The organism is Methyloversatilis thermotolerans (genome assembly GCF_000372885.1).
Classification (GTDB): domain Bacteria; phylum Pseudomonadota; class Gammaproteobacteria; order Burkholderiales; family Rhodocyclaceae; genus Methyloversatilis; species Methyloversatilis thermotolerans.
In genome coordinates this window covers 1,158,087-1,181,663 of sequence record NZ_KB889967.1, presented here as the reverse complement: position 1 = coordinate 1,181,663, position 23,577 = coordinate 1,158,087, and the positions used below count along the sequence as shown (strand labels likewise).

General features: G+C 65.9%; 21 protein-coding genes. 11 read left to right on the top strand and 10 right to left on the bottom strand.

Features of this window, described 5'->3' with window-relative positions; genetic code table 11:
- Positions 1-62 precede the first annotated feature (62 nt).
- Complete coding sequence (locus A3Q7_RS0104930) at positions 63-1,061, top strand: LysR family transcriptional regulator (protein ID WP_018410746.1); 999 nt, start codon at positions 63-65, stop codon at positions 1,059-1,061.
- A gap of 41 nt (positions 1,062-1,102) precedes the next feature.
- On the top strand, positions 1,103-1,981 hold the full coding sequence (locus tag A3Q7_RS0104925; protein WP_026224499.1) for an NAD(P)-dependent oxidoreductase: 879 nt from the start codon (positions 1,103-1,105) through the stop codon (positions 1,979-1,981).
- 87 nt (positions 1,982-2,068) lie between these two features.
- Here the strand turns inward: A3Q7_RS0104925 and A3Q7_RS0104920 are convergent, their stop codons facing one another.
- Positions 2,069-2,473, bottom strand: a complete 405-nt coding sequence (locus A3Q7_RS0104920) for a hypothetical protein (RefSeq protein ID WP_018410744.1) — start codon at positions 2,471-2,473, stop codon at positions 2,069-2,071.
- 118 nt (positions 2,474-2,591) lie between these two features.
- Here A3Q7_RS0104920 and A3Q7_RS0104915 point away from each other — a divergent pair, with 118 nt between their 5' ends.
- Positions 2,592-3,275, top strand: coding sequence for a haloacid dehalogenase type II (locus A3Q7_RS0104915; protein ID WP_018410743.1), 684 nt, complete (start codon positions 2,592-2,594; stop codon positions 3,273-3,275).
- Positions 3,276-3,710: 435 nt separating this feature from the next.
- On the opposite strand, the gene fae is transcribed toward A3Q7_RS0104915, so the two are convergent.
- From fae to A3Q7_RS0104880, 7 genes are all read right to left on the bottom strand, one after another.
- Positions 3,711-4,220 carry a formaldehyde-activating enzyme gene (fae, locus tag A3Q7_RS0104910; RefSeq protein WP_018410742.1) on the bottom strand — a complete coding sequence of 170 codons (510 nt, stop codon included), beginning with the start codon at positions 4,218-4,220 and terminating at the stop codon, positions 3,711-3,713.
- A 93-nt stretch (positions 4,221-4,313) separates the two neighbouring features.
- Entirely contained in the window at positions 4,314-5,174 is an 861-nt protein-coding gene (locus A3Q7_RS0104905) for a triphosphoribosyl-dephospho-CoA synthase (protein ID WP_018410741.1), read from the bottom strand.
- Entirely contained in the window at positions 5,168-6,112 is a 945-nt protein-coding gene (locus A3Q7_RS0104900) for an ATP-grasp domain-containing protein (RefSeq protein ID WP_018410740.1), read from the bottom strand. Before A3Q7_RS0104900 ends, A3Q7_RS0104905 begins: the two co-directional genes overlap by 7 nt.
- 3 nt (positions 6,113-6,115) lie before the next feature.
- On the bottom strand, positions 6,116-7,114 hold the full coding sequence (gene mch / locus A3Q7_RS0104895) for a methenyltetrahydromethanopterin cyclohydrolase (RefSeq protein ID WP_018410739.1): 999 nt from the start codon (positions 7,112-7,114) through the stop codon (positions 6,116-6,118).
- A 12-nt stretch (positions 7,115-7,126) separates the two neighbouring features.
- Positions 7,127-8,257, bottom strand: a complete 1,131-nt coding sequence (locus A3Q7_RS19445) for an ATP-grasp domain-containing protein (RefSeq protein ID WP_018410738.1) — start codon at positions 8,255-8,257, stop codon at positions 7,127-7,129.
- 35 nt (positions 8,258-8,292) lie between these two features.
- Positions 8,293-9,195, bottom strand: a complete 903-nt coding sequence (locus A3Q7_RS0104885; RefSeq protein ID WP_018410737.1) for an NAD(P)-dependent methylenetetrahydromethanopterin dehydrogenase — start codon at positions 9,193-9,195, stop codon at positions 8,293-8,295.
- Positions 9,196-9,300: 105 nt separating this feature from the next.
- Positions 9,301-10,275 (bottom strand): beta-ribofuranosylaminobenzene 5'-phosphate synthase family protein, encoded by a 975-nt coding sequence (locus A3Q7_RS0104880; protein ID WP_018410736.1) that lies wholly within the window; start codon positions 10,273-10,275, stop codon positions 9,301-9,303.
- Between the two features lie 274 nt (positions 10,276-10,549).
- On the opposite strand from A3Q7_RS0104880, the gene A3Q7_RS0104875 reads away from it, so the two are divergent.
- The 6 genes from A3Q7_RS0104875 to A3Q7_RS0104850 all read left to right on the top strand — a co-directional run bounded on the left by A3Q7_RS0104875 (position 10,550) and on the right by A3Q7_RS0104850 (position 17,217).
- Positions 10,550-11,842 carry a hypothetical protein gene (locus A3Q7_RS0104875; RefSeq protein WP_018410735.1) on the top strand — a complete coding sequence of 431 codons (1,293 nt, stop codon included), beginning with the start codon at positions 10,550-10,552 and terminating at the stop codon, positions 11,840-11,842.
- Positions 11,839-13,509, top strand: coding sequence for a formylmethanofuran dehydrogenase subunit A (locus A3Q7_RS0104870; protein WP_018410734.1), 1,671 nt, complete (start codon positions 11,839-11,841; stop codon positions 13,507-13,509). The genes A3Q7_RS0104875 and A3Q7_RS0104870 overlap by 4 nt, the downstream gene beginning before the upstream one ends.
- Positions 13,510-13,513: 4 nt before the next feature.
- Positions 13,514-14,410 (top strand): formylmethanofuran--tetrahydromethanopterin N-formyltransferase, encoded by an 897-nt coding sequence (gene fhcD / locus A3Q7_RS0104865; protein WP_018410733.1) that lies wholly within the window; start codon positions 13,514-13,516, stop codon positions 14,408-14,410.
- The gene (locus tag A3Q7_RS0104860; RefSeq protein ID WP_018410732.1) at positions 14,407-15,222 is read left to right on the top strand and encodes a formylmethanofuran dehydrogenase subunit C; all 816 of its coding nucleotides are present in this window, start codon (positions 14,407-14,409) and stop codon (positions 15,220-15,222) included. Before fhcD ends, A3Q7_RS0104860 begins: the two co-directional genes overlap by 4 nt.
- Positions 15,223-15,370: 148 nt before the next feature.
- Positions 15,371-16,537, top strand: a complete 1,167-nt coding sequence (locus tag A3Q7_RS0104855) for a phosphoserine transaminase (protein ID WP_026224498.1) — start codon at positions 15,371-15,373, stop codon at positions 16,535-16,537.
- Positions 16,534-17,217: an HAD-IB family phosphatase gene (locus A3Q7_RS0104850; protein WP_018410730.1), complete on the top strand. Its 684-nt coding sequence runs from the start codon at positions 16,534-16,536 to the stop codon at positions 17,215-17,217. Before A3Q7_RS0104855 ends, A3Q7_RS0104850 begins: the two co-directional genes overlap by 4 nt.
- 54 nt (positions 17,218-17,271) lie before the next feature.
- On the opposite strand, the gene A3Q7_RS0104845 is transcribed toward A3Q7_RS0104850, so the two are convergent.
- Positions 17,272-17,712, bottom strand: coding sequence for a hypothetical protein (locus A3Q7_RS0104845; protein ID WP_018410729.1), 441 nt, complete (start codon positions 17,710-17,712; stop codon positions 17,272-17,274).
- A 193-nt stretch (positions 17,713-17,905) separates the two neighbouring features.
- Between A3Q7_RS0104845 and A3Q7_RS0104840 the strand changes: the two genes are divergently transcribed.
- On the top strand, positions 17,906-18,457 hold the full coding sequence (locus A3Q7_RS0104840) for a DUF6647 family protein (RefSeq protein ID WP_018410728.1): 552 nt from the start codon (positions 17,906-17,908) through the stop codon (positions 18,455-18,457).
- A 9-nt stretch (positions 18,458-18,466) separates the two neighbouring features.
- Here the strand turns inward: A3Q7_RS0104840 and A3Q7_RS0104835 are convergent, their stop codons facing one another.
- Positions 18,467-22,405: a DUF3683 domain-containing protein gene (locus A3Q7_RS0104835; RefSeq protein WP_018410727.1), complete on the bottom strand. Its 3,939-nt coding sequence runs from the start codon at positions 22,403-22,405 to the stop codon at positions 18,467-18,469.
- A 121-nt stretch (positions 22,406-22,526) separates the two neighbouring features.
- Here A3Q7_RS0104835 and A3Q7_RS0104830 point away from each other — a divergent pair, with 121 nt between their 5' ends.
- Positions 22,527-23,573: a metal-dependent hydrolase gene (locus A3Q7_RS0104830; RefSeq protein WP_018410726.1), complete on the top strand. Its 1,047-nt coding sequence runs from the start codon at positions 22,527-22,529 to the stop codon at positions 23,571-23,573.
- The last annotated feature ends 4 nt before the right edge of the window (positions 23,574-23,577 follow it).

The following is a 23,577-nucleotide window of genomic DNA, read 5'->3' as shown; positions in this document are numbered from 1 at the left end:
TATTCGTTTCCAACGAACAATCTTCGCGGTATGCTGTGTCCGCGTCTCCTTCAGGGAATCCCATGGACAGATTTCAGGCCATGCAGGTGTTCGTTCGCGTCGTCGATTCGAACAGTTTTTCGCGTGCCGCCGACAGCCTCGGCCTTCCGCGTGCGACCGTGACCACCGCCGTGCAGCAACTGGAAAGCCTGCTGCAGGTCAGGCTGCTCAACCGCACGACGCGTCGCATCAGCCTCACGCCGGATGGCGCGGCCTATTACGAGCGCTGCGCGCGCATCCTGGCCGACGTCGAGGACGCCGAGTCCTCCTTCCGCGACGTGTCGCGCGGCCCGCGCGGCAAGCTGCGCATCGATGTGCCACCGCCGATAGGCCGGCAGGTGCTCATTCCCCGGCTGTGCGAGTTCAACCATCGCTACCCGGATATCGAACTGGCCATCGGCATGGGCGACCGACCGGTCGACCTCATCCGTGAAAGCGTCGATTGCGTCATCCGCATCGGCGAACTGCAGGATTCCTCGCTGGTGGCGCGCCGCATCGGCACGCTGGATACGGTCACCTGCGCCTCGCCGGGCTATATCGAGCGCTATGGCGAGCCGATGTCGCTCGACGAGTTGCCCCGGCATCGCGTGGTGCATTACTTCTCCAGTCGCACCGGACGTCTTTATGAGCTCGATTTCGTGGTCGAGGGGGAGGTCACCGAAGTGAAGGTGGCCAGCCGGGTGTCGGTCAACGATGGCGATGCCTATGTCGCGTGCGGCCTGCAGGGCTTCGGCCTGATACAGCCGCCGCGTTTCATGGTGCAGCCACATCTGGAATCCGGGGCGCTGCGCGAGGTATTGCCGCAGTGGCGACCCTCTGCCATGCCGATTTCGGTGGTGTATCCACACAACAGGCATTTGTCGCCCAAGGTGCGTGCCTTCGTCGACTGGGTGGCCGAACTGTTCGGCCGCTGCCCCATACTGGGCGGCCGCAGCGACGGTCAGGCGCGCTGCGGTTCGGGCGAAAAATCGGCCTGCCATACCACCCAGGCCATGCTGGGCGCGGAGGCCGAGGCATTCTGAATCCGGCGCCCGCAGCCGGCGCCGACCGCAGGAGCTTGATGATGAAAATCGCGTTTCTGGGACTGGGCACCATGGGTTTTCCGATGGCCGCCAATCTCCTCAAGGCCGGCCACTCCGTGAGTGCCTGGAACCGTTCTCCCGCACCGGTCGACCGGCTGGCGTCGCTGGGTGCGAAGCCGGCCGCCACGCCGGCGGAGGCGGCACAGGATGCCGAGGTGCTCATTTCCATGCTGGCGGACGATGCGGCGACGCGGTTCGCGCTGCTCGATGGTGGCGCGCTCGATGCGCTGCCGCGCGCTGCGGTGCATGCGAACATGGCCACCGTATCGGTTGATCTGGCGTGCGAATTCGCGCGCTTGCACCGGGCGCGCGGGCTGCATTACGTCGCGGCGCCGGTGCTTGGGCGCGTGAATGTCGCCGAGGCTGGACAACTCAACATCCTTGCCGCCGGCCCTGACGATGCGCTGGTGATCTTGCAGCCCGTTTTCGGCGCCATGGGACAGAAAACCTGGAGGGTGGGCGAACGACCGGAACAGGCCAATGCGGCCAAGCTTGCCGCGAACTTCATGATCGCTGCCGCGATCGGCGCGATGAGCGAGGCCGTCGCGCTCGCCCAGGGGCATGGTGTGGACGCGGCTCAGTTCCTCGACATGATCACCTCGACCGCTTTTGCCGCCCCGGTCTACAAGGGCTATGGCAAGGCGATCGCCGACCGGCAGTTCGAGCCCGCCGGCTTCCGGCTCGAGCTCGGGCTGAAGGACGTCAGGCTGGCGCTGGATGCGGCGGCACAGGTGAATGTTCCGATGTCGCTCGCCAGCGTGCTGCGCGATGCGCATATCGAAAGCCTGGCCCACCACGAGGGCCACCTGGATTGGGCAGCGCTGTCACGTACCGCGGCGCGTCGCGCCGGACAGATCTGAACGGCTGCGCCGACCTGCCGTGCGCGGCCTCCGTCTGGCCGATGTCCGATCGCTAAGGTCGTTCGTACATGGCCGGACCGTGCGAGGTCATCGCTGCGTGCACTGTTCGAAGCCGTGGTTGCCGCCCTTGAATTCCGGCTCGTAATAGAACTTGCGGAAAGACCACTTGCCGTCCTTGTTGCGGGAGAAGCGGGCAATGCCGGTGCCATGGTCGCGTGTGCTCTGGTCGGACAGCGCGAAATGGATGGCCATCTGTCGTCCTTCCGATGCGGCGTGTCCCAGGTACTCGCCGTAACCGGGCACCTCGAGCGTGAAGCGGTAGGCACCGTACTGCCCGCGGCTCTGTCCTGGCACGCGCTCGAGCGTGACGCGGCCGGTGTAGTGGCCTTCGTGGTGGTCCTGGCCGGTGCAGTCATACTGGCCGCTGAAATCGGGGGGCGGGGCCGCGTGCGCGACCGACAGGATGCCGGTCAGCAGCAGCGCGCAGGCCATGTGCGGGACGTTCAATTCGGACTCCGGAGCGTGTGGGGTGAATGGACGGCATCATGTTAAGCCAGATGCCGGGGCGGGCCGCGGCAGGCGACGCCGCACGGCGAGGGGAGATGAGGCGATGCATGTGAAGGCACTGGTGTTCGATGTGTTCGGCACGCTGGTCGACTGGCGATCATCCATTGCACGCGAAGTTGATGCACGGTTCGGCGGACAGGTGGATGGCGCGGCATTCGCCGACGCCTGGCGGGCGCAGTACCAGCCGGCGATGGAAGAAGTGAGGGCGGGGCGTCTGCCCTATTGCAAGCTGGATGTCCTGCACAGGCGCAATCTGGATATCGTGCTGGAGCACTTCGCACTGGACTGCGACGACGCCACGCGCGACGAACTGAATCGTGTCTGGCACCGGCTGGATGCCTGGCCGGATGTACGGCCAGGCTTGCTGCGACTGCGCGAGAAGTACCGCCTGGCACCATGCTCGAACGGACATATCGCGTTGATGGTGAATCTGGCGCGGCACAACGGATTCATATGGGATGCGATCACCGGCGCCGAACTGGCGCGCGACTACAAGCCGCGGCCGACGGTGTATCTGTGCGCCGCGAGCGCTTTCGATCTCGCGCCGGACGAAGTGATGATGGTGGCCGCACACTCATCGGATCTTGAGGCGGCGGCGATGGCCGGACTGCGTACGGCATTCATCGCACGACCCGATGAATATGGCGCAGGGCAGGGCGAGCGGACGGCGTCGGTAAGCGTCGACGTCGAGGTTGGCAAGCTGATCGAATTGGCGGATCAGCTCTGAGGGCTGTCCGCTTCTGCAAAATCGTGGCTCCGCTTGAAGTCAGTGCGCGCTTCGGTACGAGAGACCCAAAGGTCGCGACGCGGCGCATGTCGGCCGCCGGCTTCGTTCGAAGCTGCATCGCGGGCAAGCCCGCTCCCACCCGACTCCTGCTCGCTCGTGGCCCGGGTGATCTCGGTGGGCCTGACAACCGGCCGCGTTCGTGGCATGGGCGAGCTTTTGTGGGAGCGGCCTCTGGCCGCGATGCGGCTGATGCGGGCGGGCTTCGTTCCAGGCTGCATCGGCGGGCACGCCAGCTCGCACAAAGCCGGGCTCCGTTCGCGGTTGGCGTGCGGTTCTGCAAGAGCGACCCAAAGTCGCGATCCGGTGTGTGGCGCACAAACAAAAACGCCCCCGGCCTTGCGGCCGGAGGCGTCGTTCGCAACGAAGCTCGAAAGCTTAGTTGGCAGCGAACGGGTGGGTCGCCGAACCCTTCTTGGCAACCACTTCGGCAGCGGTCGGGGTGCCGGCCACTGCGCGTGCGATCGATTCCTTGGTCGCGCGGTAGTTGAAGTCCTGGATCTTGGCGTCGTCGTCGGCCAGCCAGTGAATGAACACACCAACGCAAATGAACAGGTTGTCGGCTTCGTCGGCCGGGATGGTGCCGTCAGCAACGCTGTCAGCAACAGCCATCGCGACACCGCGCTGGGCCGGGCCGAACATCTGGACAGCCTGCTTGGCGCCCTTGATGGTCACCTTGTTGAACATGACGGTGGCCGGCTTGCAGACCAGGTTCGGGGCGACGACGGCCAGCAGGGAGGTGAAACCATCCTTGTTATTGACCAGGGCATTCGCGAAAGCGGTTTCAGCAGCGCTGCCGCGCGGGCCAATCAGCAGGTCGATGTGAGCAACTTCGTTGCCGTCACCAACCAGGGATTCACCGACGCACAGACCGTTAATCTTCGCCATATTGATTCTCCTCATACAAGGCAGTTATAGGGGGTTTCCCCCCCCGGTGGATAACCCATGTTCCGGGGTTCGAAACACAGGATCGAAACTACTTCAGTTGCGGATCGCCGTCTGTTCGAGCACCGTGGCCATGAAGGCCGTGATGACCGTGAGGTCTGCACTCGTACCGGGGTTGATGCCCGCCTGCTTGAGGTCGGCATCCCACTGCAACAGCGCGTCTTGCATCATAACCGGATCAGCGCATTGTTCAAGCTGAAAGTACATCTGGACGCCTTTTTCGCGTGTGGAGCGCGCCGTTTCCGCACCATGTTTGCGCGCAACATGGGTGTCGGGAATCAGAGCGAGACAGAACAGAAACACTGTGGTCGCCGCCCATGTTTCACTGCACCATCGACGACGCGCTGCAGCATGAACCGGCAGCAGATGCTTGAGCACCAGCGCGTAATCGTGTGCGTACAGCGCCGCGATACTGTCGCGATGCGCGGCGATGCGCATCGCGTCGAGCAGCGTGATCGACGGCGCTTCGGCAACGTCGTGTTCGGAACGTTCCCCGATTCCCGCCGGCTGGACGAGGTGGATGGCGGCATAGGCATGTCGCGCGTCCTCCACATCCAGCCCGTGCAGTGTGCGCTGCAACGATGTCGCCAGCGTTTCAGTTTCGTCTCGATGCAGTGCAGCATGGGCGATGGGCGCGCAGCCGAGCACGATGCCCAGATTGGTGTTGCATCCCACCGCCCGCCATGTCGCTCGCATGGCGCCTTCAATGCGTTGGCCGACCGTCGCATCGGCGCGACACAAGGCCTCTGACGACACTTCGGCGCTGCGCAGGAAATCGCTCACCTGCATGCGATGCCCGTCGCCATGCATGCCGACATTGCCCGGCTTGAGTGCCTCGACGTCGATGCGGCAGGCGTCCAGATAGGCCCGCTCCAGCCATGGCGGCGCACTCAGCACGCGATTTCGCCCGCGCTCGGAATGCGCCGCAACAGATCGTCGGCCAGCGTCTGTGCGATGCTGAACGGGGTCACGCCCTGCAGGCCCTTCCAGGCCGGAATGCTGTTGACCTCGAGCACGGTGAGCTGACCGTGGTCGTCGCGCAGGATGTCTATGCCGGCGTAATCCATGCCGCAGGCACGCGAGGCGTCGACCGCCAGCCGCATCAGCGCGTCGTCCGGCGATACCGAGATCGGCTCGCACACGCCGCCCTGCGCGACATTGTTGAGCCAGCTCTTGCCCCGGCGCAGCATGGCTGCCACGGCCTTGCCGTCGATCACCATGACACGCCAGTCCGACCACTCGCCGACCGTATCGCGCGAGCGTGCCGCGTAACGCTGCATGTACCAGACATGGCCCACCAGCTCGGCCGCCGGCAAGGCGTCGCCGGGCCTCAGCCGGACGATGCCTTCGCCCTGGGAGCCGAACAGCGGTTTCACCAGTACATCGTGTCCGGCGGCGAACTCGCGCATGAGCACCGCGCGTGCCTCGGCTTCCTGCTCGGTGACCCAGGTCGGCGGGGTGGGAATGCCTGCGCGATGCAGCAGCACGCTGGTCATGGCCTTGTCCACGCTCTTCTCGATCGCGCGTGCGTGGTTGTACACCGGGATGCCCAGTTCGCCGACGTAGTGCAGGAAGTCCATGCGCAGCACGACCTGCTGCAGCGAACCGCCGGCCACGCCGCGCACGAACACCGCCTGCGGCAGCTTCTGTTCGAAGCCGGGCATGACGATGCCGGACACGCCGCGGGGCAGGTCGATATGGCAGTCGCCGAGGCTCACGTAACGCGCGGTGTACCCGCGCGCGCGGAAAGCCTCGACCAGCCGCTTGCCGTGCCAACCCGGTTCATCGGTGACGATGGCGATGTCCGCCGGTGCGGCGGGTGGATGCGACTGCACGACTTACCTGGATTCGCCGAAGGACTTCGCGAGCAGCTCGGTATTGATCTGGCCGCCGCGGAAGCTCTTGCCGGTGCGCAGATTGCTCACCACCACGCGGGCCGGCGCGAACAGCATCGGATCGATCTTGTAGAAGTCGTACTTCACTTCCTTGAACACTTCGGCGAACGGACGGCCGTAATCGCGCGAGGCCGACGACGGAAGCTTCTGCGCCAGATCGGCGGCTGCGTCGTCCTCGCAATCGACGTAGAGCTGAGCCACGCCGCCGAACAGGATGGCGTCGTTGGTGCGGCCCATCGCGTTCAGGAAGTCCGGTGCCGGCGGAGCGATCGGCGCGCTGGCCGAGCCGTCAATGATGTCCTGCAGCGGGAATCCGAGTGCATGCACCTTGTGCAGCGCCACTTCCAGCACGCGGCCGACCACCTGCACGGTGCCGGCCAGGCTGCGCGTCGGCGTCAGGATGAGGGTGACCCCGTCGTCCGGCACATTGCAGTCGCGGCGGATCTTGGCCAGGATTTCCGCTGGCGGCTGGCGATCGACCTCGAGCACCAGCACGGCGTGCTTCGCGTCATCCTTGTAGCCCAGTTCCTGGTACAGCGGTTCCTTGACCGCCAGCGCACGGCCCGGACCGGAACCCAGAGCATGGAAAGCTTCCTTGCCTTCGCCGTGAGACAGGCTCCAGCCGGCGTACTGGCTGGCCAGGCAGGCGACCACAGGGTGCGTCGAATGCACATTGATGATGAGCGGCCAGTGTGCTTCGCGCGTGTTGAAGGTCGCGGTGCCGAGGCCGCCCATGCAGATTTCGGTGATGCGGCGACCCGCTTCCATGCCACCGGGCACGTTGATGCCGGCGTCGATCACGCGGCCACCACCGGGCAGGGCATCGACCTTGATGCGCAATGCATCGGCGTCGCGGACCAGACCCTCGACGATTGCCATCACATGCTTGCCCACGCTGGGCTGTGCGCCGGTCAGCACCGGGCCGTGTTCGGGATTGCTCATAGGCCTTGCTCCTCACGTAAAGACTGTTGTCGTCGTCTGCCCGCGTTCGTTCGACGATGCGGACATGTACAGCACTGCTCGTTCGTGCCGGTCGAGGCCGGCGCGAATCGATTCATTGTCCTCTCCCGCCGCGTAGACGGTACATATCGGGGCGCCAGCCGCGATGCGGCTGCCGGCCGCCGGCAGGTCGGTGGTGCCCGTTGGCCAGCCGGCTGCAGCCGGAATGTCCGTCTCGCGTTCTGCATAGACCACGCGCAATCCACGCCGTCCGCAGCGCCGCGAAGGCGGCACCGGGTCCAGTCGTCCGGTGCAGGCCGCGATGTGCGCGGCGAACAGCCCGCCGTCCACCTCGTGATCGTACAGCGCCATCGTTGCCGTCGGGCGCGGGTTGATCTCCAGCAATATCGGCGTGGCACCGTCAAACACGAGGTCCGCTCCATTGAGGCCGCGCAAGCCGAGCCGTGCGACAAGCATGGCGAGCGCCTGCGCAATGCCTGCCTCGACCTCGGCGGCGACCGGCGCATGGCTGATCGCCTCGCGCCACGCGAACGGACCGGCCTTGCCGCCGGGACGCTGTTCGCTCAAGCCGACGATGCGCACGCGTGCTCCATCGGCGAGGAAAAGCACCGACGCCGGCATCCCGCGTACGAAGCGCTGGCCGTACCAGCCGGGGGCCATATGTTCGCCGTCGTCCGCCTGCCGGATGCCCAGACCGCCGCAAGCGCCGATCGGTTTTACCAGCCAGCTCCGGTCCAGCGCCCCGCATGTGCGGGGTTCGGCCATTGGCAATGCGCTGTCCCGGGCCACCGCCGCGAGCACGACCGGATCCTTGCACCTGCGGACCGTTGCCGCATCGTTGCCGAACACCGTGCCGAGGCGGGCCATGTCATCGATCAGTCCGGGCCGCGCCTCGAAACCGGAACCGAGCACGATGCCGTCCCAGTCGCCGCGCAGCGAGGCGGCGGCCTCGACCACGCGGGTGGTGAAGCCGTACATGCCGACATCCACGCGAACATGCCGGTCGGCCAGCGCGCAGGTATCGACGTCGCCGAACGGTTCGATCAGGTCACAACCGTGGCCCGCGTCGACGCAAGCGCGCGCAAGCGGCCCGGCGTTCGCGGCAACGATGAGCCAGTGCGGCATCGCTCATTGCGCCGGGCGAGGCCCGGCGCATCCACTCACGCAACCAGTTCGCGGGCGGTTGCGAAGGCGTCGCGGAAATCGAGGTAGACCGGCTTCTCGGTGTTGATCATGCGCTGGAAAAGACCGCGCTGGCAGAGGTACTTCACGTTGCCGATGGCGAGCGCGCCGATGCCGACCGCCTTGCCCGAACCGGCTTCCAGCGGCGTGCCGTCATCCATCACGCCCAGTCCTTCGATGCCGGCCGGCGGCACTGCGTTCACGTCCGCCGCGACCAGCAGCGAACTGGCGCGCTTGAGCTGTTCCTTGCTGAGCACCTGGATGCCGGCCTTGGCGGTGCAGAAGATCACGTTGGCCTGCGGCAGCAGGCCCATCTTCTGTTCGTTCGAGCCGGCTTCAACCGGTTCCACCGAAGAGCCGTAGCGCGCATTCACCACTTCCGACGCCACGCGTGCACGCATCGCGCTGGAATGGCTGCCGACCAGCACCTTGGCGCCGGCGCCCGAAGCCAGTACCGCAGCCGCGGTGCCCACCGGTCCGGTGCCTCCGAGCACGAGAACCGTCTTGCCTTCGAGACCGGTGTTGTGTGCCTTGCGCAACTGGCGTTCCACGCAGGCCACCAGCGCGGCCGCGGTGGTGAAGGCGCCGCTCGGATCGGCGAACACCGACACTTCGAACGGCGGCACCATGGCACCACGGCAGGCATCCAGCATGTCGGCCGCCAGACCGATGTCGCGGCCGCCGATGAAGATGCCGGTGCGCTTCACGCCATTGGGGCCGCGCGAAAAGATCGCATCCTGCGTAAGGCCATAGATCTGGTCCAGACCGACACCGGAGTAGGGCATCAGCACCTGGAAACCGGCGTCGCACGCCATGTTCACATCGAAGGGACTGATGTTGTTGGTGGGGCTGAACATGTGCAGGATGTACGGGTTTTCCATGGTCGTTCTCGCTCTTTCCGCCCTAGGGCTGCATGTTCTCGTCGAAGTGACGTCCTTGTGTGGTGCCGGAGCACCTCTCCTCTGTTGCTGACCGGACCGGGTGAGTCAGGCCGGCGTTTCCTCCCACTGCGCGCCCTGGTTGCGCGCAGCGCAAATCATCAATTCCAGTCCGTCATGTCCGGGGAAGCGTTCGCGTGCCGACGCGACCAGTGCGGCGGCCTCGTCCGGCGACGCCGCCAGCGCAAAGCCGGTCGGACCCCAGGAACTCTGACCTATGCAGGCCGCGCCGTTCGCCGCCATGTGTTCCGCCACCGAACTGACCAGCGAACTGGTATAGCGCCCCCCCTGTGCCGGTGCGAAATAGTCGCCGACGCTGCGCTGGATTTCGTTGATGGCCGCGCCGAACATGTCGATGTCGCATTCGGCGAGCGCGGGCAGGGCGCGCATCAGCACGAGGCGGCAGAGCCGGTCGGCCACGCCGGGCGCGTACGGCGGCAGCACGCGGAAAGCCTCTTTCTCGGCCGCGCCATGCAGACCACGGCACGCGTGATCGAATATGAGCACCATGCGCCAGGCGTCCGGGAAGGGCATGTGCGCCACGATGGGCGGCGGCGCGTCGACGGCGCCACGGCCGGCATCGACGATGAAGCCGCCGCTGTCGAAACCGCAGATGCCGATGCCGGAGCGCGCGCCGCGGTCGAGCAGGGCGGCGACGTCGCGCGCGGTCAGACCCAGACCGAACAGGCGGGATAGACCCATGCCGGTTGCCAGCGCGAGCTGGGTACCGGAGCCGAGACCGGAGTGCGGGGGGATGGCTCCGACGATGTCGATCCGGACCGGCGGCAGTGCGTAGTGATCAATCAGGGTACGCGCGTAGCGTCCGGCGCGATCCGCATCATGACCATTGACCTCGAGCGCGGCCGAAGGCCGGATGCGCAGAGTGGTGTTCAGGCCCTCCAGCGTCAGCCCTATGCTGCCGAAGCGGCGCCCGAGGCTGCCATCCAGGTCGATGAAGCCCATGTGCAGGCGAGCGGGTGCCCTGACTTCCAGGGTGGCGGCGGTCGCATGCGCTGTGTTCATCAATGGAGGTACTCGTGGAAAAGTCTGCGATTATCCCAAAATAGCGCGCCGTGAAGGCAAGTTACCCTTGCAATCGGATGCGGGCCGTTCAAGCGGCCGCGCTCGCGGTCGTTTACGGATCGTGCTGTTACGCTTGTGTAACAGTCTGATCGTGGTCCTCAGGCCGGCTCTGGATGCTGCGTTGCGACAAGAGAACGCGAGTTCCGACGGGCTTTGAGGCTTGTTGTATCGTTGCGGATTGCGGGTTCAATCAAGCTGATGAAACGGATGACTCATGACGAATGAAGCGACTTCAAGCGTCGTCGCCGAAGTCGCCTGTCCCTTCTGTGGGCTGGCATGTGACGACTTGAGCGTGGACACCGGCGGCGATGCGCTCGCGGTGGTGGCGGGAGGATGCCCGAAGGCGCAGGCGGGTTTTGCCCGCATGGGCGTCGCGCATGCCGGCGCCGGCGCGCGTATCGCAGGCAAGGCGGTCAGCTTCGAGGAGGCGTACGCGGAAGTCGCGCGACGCGTGAAGACCTCGGCGCTGCCGGTATTCAGCGGCATGGCGCTCGATGTGAATGGCATGCGCGGAGTGATGGATCTGGCGGATGCCGCCGGTGGTGTGGTCGATCACCTGTATTCCGAAATCGGTTGGCGTTCGACGCGTGTCGTACAGGACATCGGCTATGTCACCACCACGCTGGCCGAGGTGAAGAACCGCGCCGACCTGATCGTGCTGGTGGGTACCGACGTGGTGACCAAGTCGTCCCGTTTCTTCGAGCGCTATGTGTGGAACGACGAAGCGATGTTCGAGCCGGCACCGTCGGCGCGACGCATCGTCTATCTGGGTGGCGACCTGAATACGGCACCCGGTCGTTCGCCGGACGGGCGCGAACCCGAGGTATTCGATTTCGACTGCAGCCGCATGCCGGAGGCGCTGTCGACACTGAATGCGCTGCTGGCGAAGCAGCCGGTGCGCGACGCCGCGCCGCTGGGCATCGAGATTGCCCGCTGGCAGGCACTGGCGGATGCCTTGCGCGCCGCGAAGTACTCGGTACTGGTCTGGATGGCCGGCGATTTCCAGCCATCCCAGGTGGACCTGAACATCAACGCCATCATGGCCGTGGTGCGCACACTGAATGTCAGCACGCGCTGCAACGGTCTGGGTCTGGGCGGTGCGGACGGCGAACTGAACGCATCCATGGTGCATGCCTGGCAGACCGGCTATCCGATGCGCACCAGTTTCGCGAGCGGCATTCCGCTGTACGACCCGGTGCACAACGGCAGCGCGCGTCTGATCGCCGAAGGCGAAACCGACACCGTGGTCTGGGTGAGCGCACTGAACGACACGAAACAGCCGCCGGCCGAAGCCTGCGTGGTGATCGCCCCGCCGACACTGAAGCTCGAGCGCGAGCCGGAAGTATTCATTCCGGTATCCACGCCCGGCGTGCATCATGTCGGTCATTTCTTCCGCGGCGACAAGGGCGCCACGCTGCCGCTGCGCGCCCTGCGTGCCACCGGCCTGCCGTCCGCAGCGACCGTCGCGGCCGCGATCACCGCAAAACTGAAGGAGGTGAGCGCGTGAGCGTCATCAAGCTGACAGGAGGCCGGGTGATCGACCCGGCGAATGGCGTCGACGACCAGGTGCGCGACATCTACGTGAAGGATGGCCGCATCGTCGCCTCGCTCGCCGACGGCGACAAGGTGAGCGCCGAATACAATGTGTCGGGTCGCATCGTCATGTCGGGTGCGATCGACATGCACACCCACATCGGCGGCGGCAAGGTCAACATCGCGCGCGAAATGCTGCCCGAGGATCATCGCGACGATCCGGTGGCGCGCACTGAAATCACCCGCTCGAGCTGCGGCTACTGCGCACCCGGCACGCTGGCGGCGGGCTACCGCTATGCGGAGATGGGCTATACCTCGTGTTTCGAGCCGGCCATCATCCCGATGAATGCGCGTCAGGCGCACATGGAAATGGGCGACACGCCCATCGTCGATACCGGCGGCTACGCCATGCTGGGCAGCGACGACTTCCTGCTGCGCATGCTGGTGGCGAAGGAAGACCAGCAGACCATCAACGACTATGTTGCGTGGATCCTGCATTCCACGCAGACGCTGGGCATCAAGGTGGTGAACCCGGGCGGCATTTCGGCGTTCAAGTTCAACCAGCGCAAGCTGGATGTCGATGAACAGAACGCATACTACGGCGTGACACCGCGCCAGATTCTGCGCACGCTGTCGCGTGCGGTGCATGAACTGGGCGTGCCGCACCCGCTGCACGTGCATGCGAGCAATCTGGGCGTGGCGGGCAATGTGGATTCCACGCTGGCGACGATGGATGCGGCCGAAGGTCTGCCCATCCACCTGACGCACATCCAGTTCCACAGCTACGGCAGCGAGGGTGACCGCAAGTTCTCGTCCGGCGCCGCGCGCATCGCCGAGGCGATCAACCGGCACAAGAACGTGACCGCGGACGTCGGCCAGGTGCTGTTCGGCCAGACCGTCACCGCGTCCGGCGACAACATGTCGCAGTACCGGAACTCCGGTCTGGCGTCGCCGAAGAAGTCGGCGGTGATGGACATCGAGATGGAAGCCGGCTGCGGCGTGGTGCCGTTCAAGTACAAGGACCAGAATTTCGTCAATGCGCTGCAGTGGGCGATCGGTCTGGAAATCTTCCTGATGGTCGACGATCCGTGGCGCATCTTCCTGACCACGGATCACCCGAATGGCGCGCCGTTCACCACCTATCCGCATCTGATCAAGCTGCTCACCGACCGCAGCTTCCGCAATTCCATGCTGGACACGATCAACGCCGATGCGAAGGCCATGAGCAATCTGGCCAGCCTCGAGCGCGAGTACTCGCTCTACGAGATCGCCATCATGACGCGCGCCGCGCCGGCGCGCATCCTCGGACTGACCGACCGCGGCCATCTGGCACCGGGCGCGGCAGCCGACATCGTCGTCTACAAGGAGGACGCCGACCGCGAGCGCATGTTCGAAAAGCCGGAACTGGTGTTCAAGGACGGCGAGCTGGTGGTGCGCGACGGCAAGGTGGTGAAGGTGGTGCGTGGCAACACGCATGTGGTGAAGCCGGAATTCGATCGCGGCATCGAGAAGAAGATCGAACCCTACTTCCGCCAGTACCACTCGGTGCGCATGAACAATTTCAAGATCAGTGACGACGAGCTGTGCGAATGCGGCGGCGGTTCGAAGCTGATTCCCCACGCCTGCCGCAAGCGGAGCTGAGCACATGATCATCAACGGTGTATCGATCGACGATACCTTCGCCGAAGCGTTCGGCATGCGGGGCATACGCCTCATCATCACCGCCTACAACGAAACCTGGGCCATGAATTCGGCCGCTGCGATGACCGGCTTCGCGACTTCGGTCATCGCCTGCGGTGCGGAAGCGGGCATCGAACGCGTGCTGTCGCCGTCGGAAACGCCCGATGGCCGGCCCGGCGTGTCGGTGCTGGTATTCGCGGTATCGAGCAAGGAACTGATCAAGCAGATCGAGCGACGCGTCGGTCAGTGCGTGCTCACCAGTCCGACCAGTGCCATCTTCGCCGGTCTGGACGAAGGCGATCCGGTGCCGCTGGGCAAGACGTTGCGCTTCTTCGGCGATGGCTTCCAGACGTCCAAGCAGATCGCCGGCAAGCGCTACTGGCGCGTGCCGGTCATGGATGGCGAGTTCCTGGTGCAGGATACCGCGCGCATGGTGAAGTCGGTGGGCGGGGGCAATTTCCTCGTGCTGGCCGACAGCCAGGTACAGGCACTGGAGGCCTGCGAAGCGGCGATCCGCGAAATGCGCAAGCTGCCCGATGTCGTGATGCCCTTTCCGGGGGGCGTTGTGCGCTCCGGCTCCAAGGTCGGATCGAAATACAAGGCGCTGTCGGCATCGACCAACGATGCCTTCTGCCCCACCCTGCGCGGCGCCACGAAGTCCGAACTGGACGAGCGCATCGGCGCGGTGCTGGAGATCGTGATCGACGGGCTGACCGATGCATCGGTCAAGAAGGCGATGGAAGTGGGCATGCGCGAAGTGTGCAAGATCGGCGCGGCCGGCGGCATCCGTCGTCTGTCCGCCGGCAACTACGGTGGCAAGCTGGGGCAGTTCCAGTACCACCTGCGGGAGATCCTGAAATGAGTGCACTGGTCCTGACCCTGCGCAGCGCGCCGGCGCAACGCGTGGACGCGGGCGCGCTGAATCCGACGGCGCTGGCCGGCATGACGCCGGCCGATGTGGCGGCACTGACGCTCCAGGTCGGCAAGAATGTCGTGCGTGTCGATGCGCTGTTCGATCTGTCCGGCGACGATCCGGGCGACATCGTGTTCCGCGGCGACTGCAGCCGCTTCGAACGCATCGGCGCCGGCATGAAATCCGGACGCGTGACGGTAGAAGGCGATGCTGGCGGCTATGTCGCGCAGCGCATGCTGGGCGGCGAAGTCATCGTGACCGGCAGCACCGGCGCGTTCTGCGCCTCCGGCATGAAGGGTGGCCGGGTCGAGGTGCGCGGGAATGTCGGCGATTACGCCGGTGGCGCCGTGCCCGGCGACATGAAGGGCATGGCGGGCGGCCTGCTGCTGGTCGCCGGCAATGCCGGGGAACGCCTCGGCGATCGCATGCGGCGCGGCCAGATCCTGGTCAGCGGCAATGCGGGCGACTACTGCGCGTCGCGCATGATCGCCGGCACCATCGCGGTGGCCGGTACGGTCGGTGCCTATCCGGGCTACCTGATGAAGCGTGGCACCCTCATCCTTAACGCGCTGCCGGTGCAGATGCTGCCGGGCATGGTGGATTGCGGTGCGCACCGTCTGGGCTTCCTGAGCCTGCTGTACGCGAGCTGGAAGGGGCTGCCGGGCGCCTTTGGCGCGCTCGATGCCAGCGCATGCACGGTACGCCGTTTCATGGGCGACATGGGTGCGACCGGCCGCGGCGAAATGCTGATCCGCGGCTGATCGGACCGTCGCGGCCACCGGTTGCCGACGGCCGGACTGTCATCCGGCCGCACCGGCACAAAACATTCGTGACGGACGCCGCCACGCGCGCTCGCGCGTGGCGCGCCGCTATACTCATCCGCTTTTTCCCGATTTCCCCGCACTTGCCATGACTGTCGCCAAGCCCGAAATACGTCCGGCCCGTCCGTATTTTTCCTCCGGTCCCTGCGTCAAGCGTCCGGGCTGGACGCTGGATGTGCTGCAGGACGCCTTCCTCGGCCGTTCGCACCGCGCGAAGGAGGGGCTGGCGAAGCTGAAGGAAGTGATAGACCGCAGCCGTCAATTGCTCGGTGTGCCCGCGGATTACCGCATCGCCATCGTGCCTGGCTCGGATACCGGCGCGGTCGAGATGGCGCTGTGGACCCTGCTGGGCGAGCGCGAGGTGGATTGTCTGGCATGGGAGGCTTTCGGCGCGAACTGGGTGACCGATGTGGGCCCGGTACTCAAGCTCGCGAATGCCCGACTGGTGGTCGCGCCCTACGGCAGCCTGCCCGATCTGTCGGCGGTGGACTGGACGCGCGACGTGGTGTTCACCTGGAACGGCACATCGGGCGGTGTGCGCGTGCCGGACGGCGACTGGATCGCCGACGACCGCGCAGGCCTGTCGATCTGCGATGCGACCTCGGCCGCTTTCGCGATGGACCTGCCCTGGCACAAGCTGGATGTGACCACCTGGTCATGGCAGAAGGTGATGGGCGGCGAGGCGGCGCACGGCATGATCGTGCTGAGCCCGCGCGCGGTCGAGCGCCTGTACCGGCATACGCCGCCGTGGCCGGTGCCCAAGCTGTTCCGGCTCATGAACAAGGGGCGACTCACCGAGGATCTGTTCGAAGGCAACACCATCAACACGCCGTCGATGATCTGCGTCGAGGACCAGATCGACGTGCTGCGCTGGGCCGAATCCATTGGCGGGCTGCCCGCGCTGATCGCGCGCAGCAAGGCCAGTTTTGCCGCGCTGGAAAGCTGGGTGGCGCGCACCGGCTGGGTGGACTTTCTGGCCGATCGCGCCGACACCCGCTCGCATACCTCGGTGTGTCTGAGGATCACCGATCCGTGGTTCGAGTCGCAGTCGCTGGAGGCGCGCTGGGCCATCGTGCAGCGACTGTGTGCGCTGCTCGAACGCGAGAACGCGGCGTTCGACATTTCGGCCTATCGCGATGCGCCACCGGGGCTGCGCATCTGGTGTGGCGCGACCGTCAATACCGAGGACGTGGTGGCGCTCACGCCCTGGCTGGACTGGGGCTACGCCACCGTGAAGGCCGGGGCCGACGCATGAAGCGGGTCGTGCTGTTCGACTGCGACAGCACGCTGTCGACGATAGAGGGCATAGACGTTCTGGCGGAACAGGCGGGCGTGGTCGACCAGGTGGTGCCGCTCACCAATGCCGCGATGGACGGCCGGCTCAGGCTCGAGGAGGCCTATGCCGCACGCCTCGACCTGATACGTCCCGACGCCTCCACGCTGGCCGGCATCGGCCAGCTCTACATCGATACCCGGGTCGCCGGCGCGGTGGAGGCGATCGCCGCACTGCAACGGCTGGGTTGGCAGGTGCATGTGGTCAGTGGCGGCATCCGCCAGGCGGTGCTGGTCATCGCCCGCTTTCTCGGGGTGCCCGACGATCATGTGCACGCGGTGGACCTGCGGTTCGATGCGCACGGGCACTACGCCGGTTTCGATACCGCCAGCCCGCTTGCGCGCAGTGGCGGCAAGGCGGTGATTGCGCGCCTGCTCGGCGCGGGCGCCGAGCGGCTGGTGATGGTCGGCGACGGCATCACCGATCTCGAAGCGGCCGAAGCCAGCGCGCATGTGATCGGCTTTGGCGGCGTGGTCCGTCGCGACATCGTCGCCCGTCGCGCCGCCGAGTATGTCGATACGCCCGATCTGCGCGAAGTGGCGCGCCGACTGGTCGGCCCGGACGAAAGCCCGCGGGTTGCCGATCTGCTCGGACCGGCCTGAGCACCTGACCGCAGCGCATCGCGGTGGCCGCGCTGCCGCGACCGCCTGCCTGCCCTAGATGCCGCGACCTGCGCGCTGCCGTTGCAGCGGGCCGAAACAGTGTTCCAGATCGGGTTCCATGCAGACGATGTGCTGCTCGCCATCCTGGCTGAACTTGATGAACACGGTGTAGCGCGCACGCGTGTCATCGTTCGCGGCGCCTGCGCAGTCGGTCATGCCGTTATCGCGGGTGATGGTCGCATCCAGCCGATGGAAGCCGTTCACGAGCGGCGCAGGATCGAAGATGTAGGCCATTTCGGCACGTTCCTCGCCGCTGGCGACCCGCCCGCTGCCATCGTCGGCGTACTCGTAGGTTTCGCTGCACTGCCGCGGGTCGCTCCAGCTCCAGCTTCCGACCAGGTGCGGCGGGCTGGCCGGCGAAGCATCGGGCAGTGCCAGCGCCGCACTGGATACGAGAAGAGACAGGGCGAACAGGGCAGGGCAGAACGACTTCATGGAGAACTCCTGGCGGCGAGTGGAGCATGATGGGGCGCGCATGCGCTGAATGAACGCTTGCTGTGAATGCCGGGTATCCGACCGGCGGCGCCGGCGCAAGTTTCGGCAGAGGCAGGCGGACTGAGCGGCGGCCAGGAACTGCCGGGCGCGGTGACAATCCACTGCAAGACCGCCGGAATGACTGGACCGTGCCATGCCCGATACCGCCTTGCTGAGCTATCTGATGAGCGTCGCCGCCGCCTTGTCGGGCTATCCGGAGTTGCCCGCGGACGATGCGCCATTGCTGCGCATCGTGCCGCAGCAGGCATTGATGGCCGAGGCCTGTCCGGACCAGCCTGCACAGTGCGAGCGGCTGGTCGCCTTCTACGACCAGGACAGGCAGCAGATCCTGATCCGCGACGACCTGGATCTGGATGACGCGACCGACAACTCCTTCCTCGTGCACGAATTCGTGCACGTGCTCGAAGCGCGGCAGAAGGGGGCGGCCTACCAGACCGACTGCGAAACCACGCTGCAGTCCGAGCGCGAGGCCTATCGCGCGCAGAACCGCTATCTGCAGCAGGAGGGCCGGAGCGAACGCTTCGGCAGCATGCTGGCCACCATGGCGTGTGCACGTGACCAGAGCGCCGCCGGCAAGGGCGCCATGAGGCTGGAAGTCGCACCGGGTGCGGCGGCCGAGTACCGCGTGCTGGACGATTTCATGCAGCAGTTGCGCGAGGGCGCGGCCGCGGCGCAACGCCGCTGAGCGCGCCGCTCACAGCAGCACGCGTTCTATGCCGCCGGCGTTCGCTTCGCTCACATAGCGCTCGGCCCAGTCCTCGCCGAGCAGGTGGCGCGCCATCTCGACCACGATGTAGTCGGCCTGCGTCGCGCTGTCCTCGTCGTAGCGCGACAGCCCCTGAAGACATGAGGGACAGGAGGTGAGTATCTTCACGTCACCGGCGAAGCCGTCGGCGCGCAGCGCATCGGCCCCCTTGCGCATTTCCTCTTCCTTGCGGAAGCGTACCTGGGTGGAAATGTCCGGCCGGCTCACGGCCAGCGTGCCGCTTTCGCCGCAGCAGCGATCGTTCAAGGTCACCTGCGTGCCATCCGCGGTGGAGAGCAACTGGTTCACCACCTTGATCGGCGCATGTGTCTTCATCGGCGTGTGGCAGGGGTCGTGGTACATGTAGCGCACGCCATTCACGCCCTCGAGTCTGACACCCTTTTCCATCAGGTATTCGTGGATGTCGAGCAGCCGGCAACCCGGGAAGATGCGTTCGAATTCGTACTGCTGCAGTTGGTCCATGCAGGTGCCGCAGGACACGATCACGGTCCTGATGTCGAGATAGTTCAGCGTATTGGCGACGCGGTGGAACAGCACGCGATTGGCGGTGCTGATCTGCTGCCCTTTCTCGGCGTCGCCGCCGGCGGTCTGCGGGTAGCCGCAGCACAGATAGCCGGGCGGCAGCACGGTCTGGGCGCCGACGTGATAAAGCATGGCCTGGGTGGCCAGTCCCACCTGAGAGAACAGGCGCTCCGAGCCACAGCCGGGGAAGTAGAACACCGCTTCCTGGTCCTCGGACGCGCGTTTCGGGTCCCGGATGACTGGCACGATGGCTGCGTCCTCGATGTCCAGCAGCGCGCGCGAAGTGCGTTTCGGCAGCTTGCCGGGCATCGGTTTGTTGATGAAATGGATCACCTGAGCCTTGACCGATGGCTTGCCCAGCGTCGGTGGAGGCGCCTGCGTCTGACGGCCGACCACACCGAGCGCCTTGCCGACGCGGTACGCCAGGCGTTGCGCGGTGTAGCCTGCGCCCATCATCGCCACGCGCAGCGCCTTGATGGTGGCCGGATCGGTGGCGTTCAGGAAGGCCATCGATGCGGCGGTGCCCGGGTTGAACGTGCGCTTGCCCTGGCGACGCAGCGCGTTGCGCATGGCGATCGATACGTCACCGAAGTCGATGTCCACCGGACAGGGTTTCTCGCAGCGGTGGCATACGGTGCAGTGGTCGGCCACGTCACCGAATTCGTCGAAGTGGCGCAGCGACACCCCGCGCCGGGTCTGTTCCTCGTACAGGAAGGCCTCGATCAGCAGCGAGGTGGCGAGGATCTTGTTGCGCGGCGAATACAGGAGATTGGCGCGTGGCACATGGGTCGAACATACCGGCTTGCACTTGCCGCAGCGCAGGCAATCCTTGATCGATGCGGCGATGCCGCCGATGTCGCTCATTTCCATGATGAGCGATTCGGTGCCGAGCAGCGAGAACGAAGGCGTGTAGGCACGCGCCAGATCGCCACCCGGCAGCAGCTTGCCGGCATTGAAATGGCCGTGCGGGTCGATGCGCCGCTTGTATTCGACGAAGGGCGCCAGTTCGTCCGGCGTCAGGAATTCCAGCTTGGTGATGCCGATGCCGTGCTCGCCGGAAATGACGCCACCGAGTGAACGCGCGAGTGCCATGATGCGCGCCACCGCCGCATTGGCTTCCTGCAGCATGCCGTAGTCGTCCGAGTTCACCGGAATGTTGGTGTGCACGTTGCCGTCGCCGGCATGCATGTGCAGCGCGACGAATACGCGACCGCGCAGCACCTCGCGGCGTATCGTTTCGATGCGCCCGAGGATGGGCCGGTAGGTCGCGCCATCGAAGATTTCGTCGAGCAGCGGCTTCAGTTCGCGCTTCCACGACACGCGTACCGAATAGTCCTGCAGCCGGTGGAACACCGTGGGGTGCGGCGCGCGATTGGCCAGTACGCCGAGTTCCACGCCTATCGACATCATGAGCGGTTCGGCGCGCGCGAGCGGCATGTCCAGATTGTCCCGCAGCCACTTCCAGCGGCCGCGCACGGCGGCGATCTGCTGCAGCGCCTGGGTGCGACGGTCGCCGATCAACTGTTCGCTGTCGACATTCGCATCGCCTTCGTGCAAGGGCAGATCACCCTGCAGGAAAGCGATCAGCGCATCGCACAGGCGCAGCTTGCTGGCGATGGACAGCTCGATGTTGATGCGCTCGATGCCATCGCAGTAGTCGCCCATGCGCGGCAGCGGGATCACCACGTCCTCGTTGATCTTGAACGCGTTGGTGTGGCGCGCGATGGCAGCGGTCCGCGCGCGGTCCAGCCAGAAGGTCTTGCGCGTGTCGGCGGATACCGCGATGAAGCCTTCGGCGCCGCGCTGGTTGCACAGGCGCACCACCTCCGACGCGGCGAGCATGACCGCGGCGGCGTCGTCGCCGACGATGTCACCGATCAGCACCATCTTGGGACGGCCGTGCCGCCGTGCCTTGGTGGCATAGCCGACCGCGCGCACATAGCGCTCGTCCAGATGTTCCAGGCCGGCCAGCATGACGCGTGCGTCGCCATTCTTGGGCAGACCGTCCAGATAGTCCTTGATCTCGACGATGGCGGGCACCGCTTCACGTACCTGTCCGAAGAATTCAAGGCAGACGGTGCGCGTGACCGGCGGCATGCGGTGCAGTATCCAGCGCGCCGAGGTGATCAGGCCGTCGCATCCTTCCTTCTGCACGCCCGGCAGACCGGCCAGGAACTTGTCGGTCACGTCCTTGCCCAGGCCCACCTTGCGGAAGCTCGAACCCGGCACCTCCAGGTACTCGCACTCGCCACGCGGCGTGCGCCCGTCCGGTTCGAAGCGCTGAATTGAAAAACGTACCCGCTCCGCGTCGTGGATCTTGCCCAGATTGTGGTCCAGGCGCGTGATTTCCATCGGCCAGCCATCGGCATCCACCATGCGCCAGCTCGCCAGATTGTCCAGCGCCGTGCCCCATAGCACCGCCTTCTTGCCGCCGGCATTGGTGGCGATATTGCCGCCGACACAGGAAGCGTCAGCCGACGTCGGATCGCAGGCGAACACCAGGCCGGCGGCCTCCGCCGCGTCCATCACTCGCCGGGTTACCACGCCGGCGCCGGTGCGTATCGTGGCGTACGGCTCGGCCAGACCGGGCAGCACCACGGGTTCCACCGGACCGAGGTCGATCAGCTTTTCGGTGTTGATCACCGCTGAATGCGCGGACAGCGGCACGGCGGAACCGGTATAGCCGGTGCCACCGCCGCGCGGAACGATGGTCAGTCCCAGCTCGATGCAACCGCGCACCAGTGGACCGACCTCGTCTTCGCTGTCCGGATACAGCACCACCGCCGGATATTCGACGCGCCAGTCGGTGGCATCGGTCACGTGGGCGACGCGTGCGAGGCCGTCGAAGGCGATGTTGTGCGCCCGTGTGTGGCGCCCGAGCACACGCACGATGCGCCGGCGCAACTGGCGGGTGGCATCGAAGGAGGCCGCGAAGTCGTCGACTGCGGCACGCGTGGCGGTCAGCAGCGCTTCGACCGCCTGTTCGCGTTCGCGGGCACCGGCTGCGCCGTCGGCCGGACGTCGCCGGCGGTCGATCTCGTTCAGACGATGGTGCAGTGCGTCGACCAGCGCTCTCTGGCGTGGCGGGTTGTCGAGCAGGTCATCCTCGAGATAGGGATTGCGCCTGACCACCCAGATGTCGCCGAGCACCTCGTACAGCATGCGAGCGGAACGACCGGTCATGCGCTCGTCGCGCAGCCGGCACAAGGTGTCCCACATCGACTCGCCGAGCAACCGGATGACGATTTCGCGGTCCGACAGCGAGGTGTAGTTGTAAGGGATTTCGCGCAGTCGGGTAGGGTCGCGCGAAGCTTGTACATCGATGAGCGCGGTAGCGGATTCCATCAACAAGCCATCAAACAAGCGAGGCGGCAGTATACGCCGCTTTTCTTGTGCACTGCGCCAGAATCGTTGCGTTGTGCGCCGCGAGTGACCACATGAACCACGAGGACTTTATCTGGATACCTTGACTCACGCGCTGTCTGGGGCGCTGCTGGGTCGTCTGATGACGCGCGCTCCGGATACCGCTGCGCAGCCGCGCGTGTGGCAGGCGGTGCTGGCCGGAGGCCTGAGCGCCGCCTTTCCGGACAGCGATTTCGTGCTCGGCTATGTGTCGGATCTGGCTTATCTGCAAGGCCATCGCGGTGTGACGCATTCCGTGCTCCTGCTGCCCTTGTGGGCACTGCTGCTCGCCGCCCTGATGCCTCGACTGCTGCGCGCGCGACAGGCGGGCTGGCGCGCGTTCTATGGCGTGGCCTGTGGCGGCATCGCCATCCACATCCTGGGCGACCTGATCACCCAGTTCGGCACCATGATTCTGGCGCCGTTGTCGGATCGCCGCTTCGGGTGGGGCACCACTTTCATCATCGATCTGCCGCTGACCGGCTTGCTGCTGGCGGGTCTGGTCGTGAGCGCCCTGATGCCGCGCAGTCGGCTGCCGTCGCTGGCAGCGCTGCTGGCCATGGTCGCCTGGGTTGGCGTGGGTGCGCTCGGCAAGGCCGAGGCACTGGATGCGGCGCGACAGCATGCGCGTGATGCGGGCATCGAGGCACGATCAATCGATGCGATTCCACGCCCGGCATCGCCCTTCAACTGGACCGCGGTCATCGATGATGGCGAACGCTTTCATGTGGCCCACATCAATACGCGGCGACAGGCGGTGGCGCTGGCGTCACCCGAAGACGGTTTCCTCGCGCGTCTGTCCAGCCACTACCGCCCGGTTACGCACGCGCAATGGATGGTGCGTGCGCGCTTCGGCGACGCTGACGACGCGGTTTTCGCTCGCCGCGCCTGGCATGCGCCAGACCTGGCCGTGTTCCGCTGGTTCGCGCAGTTTCCGGTGCTGGAATCGGTGGTTCATATCGCGGGCGCACGATGCGCGGCCTTCCGCGATCTGCGTTTCGAAACACCGGGGCGGGACGGCACGCCCTTCCGGTACGGCATGTGCGAATCGCCCGCCGGCTGGCAGCGTGTCACGCTCAGCGGTGCCGGCGTGGCGCCGCCTTCGCGTTGATGGC

What these genes read in the sequence shown, in the direction of transcription:
- A3Q7_RS0104930 (WP_018410746.1), top strand. Translation starts at nt 63, where the DNA reads ATGGACAGATTTCAGGCCATGCAGGTGTTCGTTCGCGTCGTCGATTCG.
- A3Q7_RS0104925 (WP_026224499.1), top strand. Translation starts at nt 1,103, where the DNA reads ATGAAAATCGCGTTTCTGGGACTGGGCACCATGGGTTTTCCGATGGCC.
- A3Q7_RS0104920 (WP_018410744.1), bottom strand. Translation starts at nt 2,473, where the DNA reads ATGGCCTGCGCGCTGCTGCTGACCGGCATCCTGTCGGTCGCGCACGCG.
- A3Q7_RS0104915 (WP_018410743.1), top strand. Translation starts at nt 2,592, where the DNA reads ATGCATGTGAAGGCACTGGTGTTCGATGTGTTCGGCACGCTGGTCGAC.
- fae (WP_018410742.1), bottom strand. Translation starts at nt 4,220, where the DNA reads ATGGCGAAGATTAACGGTCTGTGCGTCGGTGAATCCCTGGTTGGTGAC.
- mch (WP_018410739.1), bottom strand. Translation starts at nt 7,114, where the DNA reads ATGAGCAATCCCGAACACGGCCCGGTGCTGACCGGCGCACAGCCCAGC.
- A3Q7_RS19445 (WP_018410738.1), bottom strand. Translation starts at nt 8,257, where the DNA reads ATGCCGCACTGGCTCATCGTTGCCGCGAACGCCGGGCCGCTTGCGCGC.
- A3Q7_RS0104885 (WP_018410737.1), bottom strand. Translation starts at nt 9,195, where the DNA reads ATGGAAAACCCGTACATCCTGCACATGTTCAGCCCCACCAACAACATC.
- A3Q7_RS0104880 (WP_018410736.1), bottom strand. Translation starts at nt 10,275, where the DNA reads ATGAACACAGCGCATGCGACCGCCGCCACCCTGGAAGTCAGGGCACCC.
- A3Q7_RS0104875 (WP_018410735.1), top strand. Translation starts at nt 10,550, where the DNA reads ATGACGAATGAAGCGACTTCAAGCGTCGTCGCCGAAGTCGCCTGTCCC.
- fhcD (WP_018410733.1), top strand. Translation starts at nt 13,514, where the DNA reads ATGATCATCAACGGTGTATCGATCGACGATACCTTCGCCGAAGCGTTC.
- A3Q7_RS0104860 (WP_018410732.1), top strand. Translation starts at nt 14,407, where the DNA reads ATGAGTGCACTGGTCCTGACCCTGCGCAGCGCGCCGGCGCAACGCGTG.
- A3Q7_RS0104855 (WP_026224498.1), top strand. Translation starts at nt 15,371, where the DNA reads ATGACTGTCGCCAAGCCCGAAATACGTCCGGCCCGTCCGTATTTTTCC.
- A3Q7_RS0104850 (WP_018410730.1), top strand. Translation starts at nt 16,534, where the DNA reads ATGAAGCGGGTCGTGCTGTTCGACTGCGACAGCACGCTGTCGACGATA.
- A3Q7_RS0104845 (WP_018410729.1), bottom strand. Translation starts at nt 17,712, where the DNA reads ATGAAGTCGTTCTGCCCTGCCCTGTTCGCCCTGTCTCTTCTCGTATCC.
- A3Q7_RS0104840 (WP_018410728.1), top strand. Translation starts at nt 17,906, where the DNA reads ATGCCCGATACCGCCTTGCTGAGCTATCTGATGAGCGTCGCCGCCGCC.
- A3Q7_RS0104835 (WP_018410727.1), bottom strand. Translation starts at nt 22,405, where the DNA reads ATGGAATCCGCTACCGCGCTCATCGATGTACAAGCTTCGCGCGACCCT.